At 77.0% G+C, this 1,154-nt stretch carries 1 protein-coding gene; it reads right to left on the bottom strand.

Annotated features, from left to right (window positions below; translation table 11 throughout):
* Positions 1-717 (bottom strand): TatD family hydrolase (locus tag BI49514_RS16195; protein WP_338063789.1); only part of this gene is annotated, 717 nt, incomplete at its 3' end.
* Between the last annotated feature and the right edge of the window lie 437 nt (positions 718-1,154).

Below are 1,154 nucleotides of genomic sequence, written 5' to 3'. Positions count from 1 at the left end.
AAAAACTTGACTGCAGCCTGCACACCCCATCCATGGTCTCAGTCCCCACCCCCCCCCCCCCCCCGCCCACCCCCCACTTCCCCCCCCCCCGGCCCCCTCCCCCCCCCCCCTCTGCCGCCCCGCGTTGCTCCACACGGCAGCGCACAGATCCTCTTCGCTCATTCCGCGCACCTCGGCGAGTTTCCGCGCCGTGATCGCCGTGAGGTAGGGACCGCCCGGCTTCCCCCGGTGCGGGTGCGGGGTGAGGAAGGGTGCGTCGGTCTCCGTCAGCAGCAGCTCCAGTGGAGCAGCCGCCGCGGCCCGCCGCAGTTCGTCGGCGTTCTTGAACGTGAGGTTGCCGCCGCAGGACATGTAGTAGCCTTCCGCGGCGCATTCGCGGGCCATTGCCTCGTCACCGGAGTAGCAGTGGAAGATCGTGACCTCGGGGGCGCCTTCCTCCTTGAGGATGCGCAGCACATCGGCGTGTGCCTCCCGGTCGTGGATCTGCAGTGCACGTCCCGTGCGCTTGGCGATCTCGATATGGGCACGGAAGGAGCGCTGCTGTTCGGCGACGCCCTCCTCAGCTGTGCGGAAGTAGTCGAGACCGGTCTCCCCCACCACACGCATGCGCTCGTGCGAGGACACGAGCGATTCGATCTCGGTGAGCGCGTCGTCTAGCAGGCCATGTTCGGCCAGCCGCGGTGCCTCGTTGGGGTGCAGGGCGGCTCCGCCGATCATCCACGTCCGCCCCTCAGCAGGAGGGGCGGGCACTGTACGGGGGTCGGCCCCCCCGGCGGGGGAATCCCCCCGCGTGACCCCCCCCGCGGGGGGGGGGTGGGAGATGGGGGCCCCGGCGCGCCCTCGCCCCCCCGCGGGCCGGGGGGGCCCGGCCGCCAGCGGGGGCGCGCGGGGCCCCCCCCCCCCCGAGGGGGGGGGGGGTAGGGGTGGCGGGGGGGGGGGTGGGGGCGGGGGGGGGGCGGGCGGGGGGGGGGGGGGGGGGGGGGCCGCGGGGGGGGGGGGGTGGGGGGGGGTGGGGGTGGGGGGGGGTGGCTGCGGCGTGGGGGGGGGGAGGGGGGCGGGGGGGGGGGGGGGGGGGGGGAGGGGGGGGCGGGTGGGGATGGCGGGGGGGGGGTGGGTGGGGGGGGGGGGGTGGGGGGGGGGGTGGGGCGGCGGGG

Origin of the sequence: Brevibacterium iodinum ATCC 49514, from assembly GCF_900169265.1 — a bacterium.
Classification (GTDB): Bacteria; Actinomycetota; Actinomycetes; order Actinomycetales; family Brevibacteriaceae; genus Brevibacterium; species Brevibacterium iodinum.
This window is presented reverse-complemented; position numbering and strand designations above follow the sequence as displayed.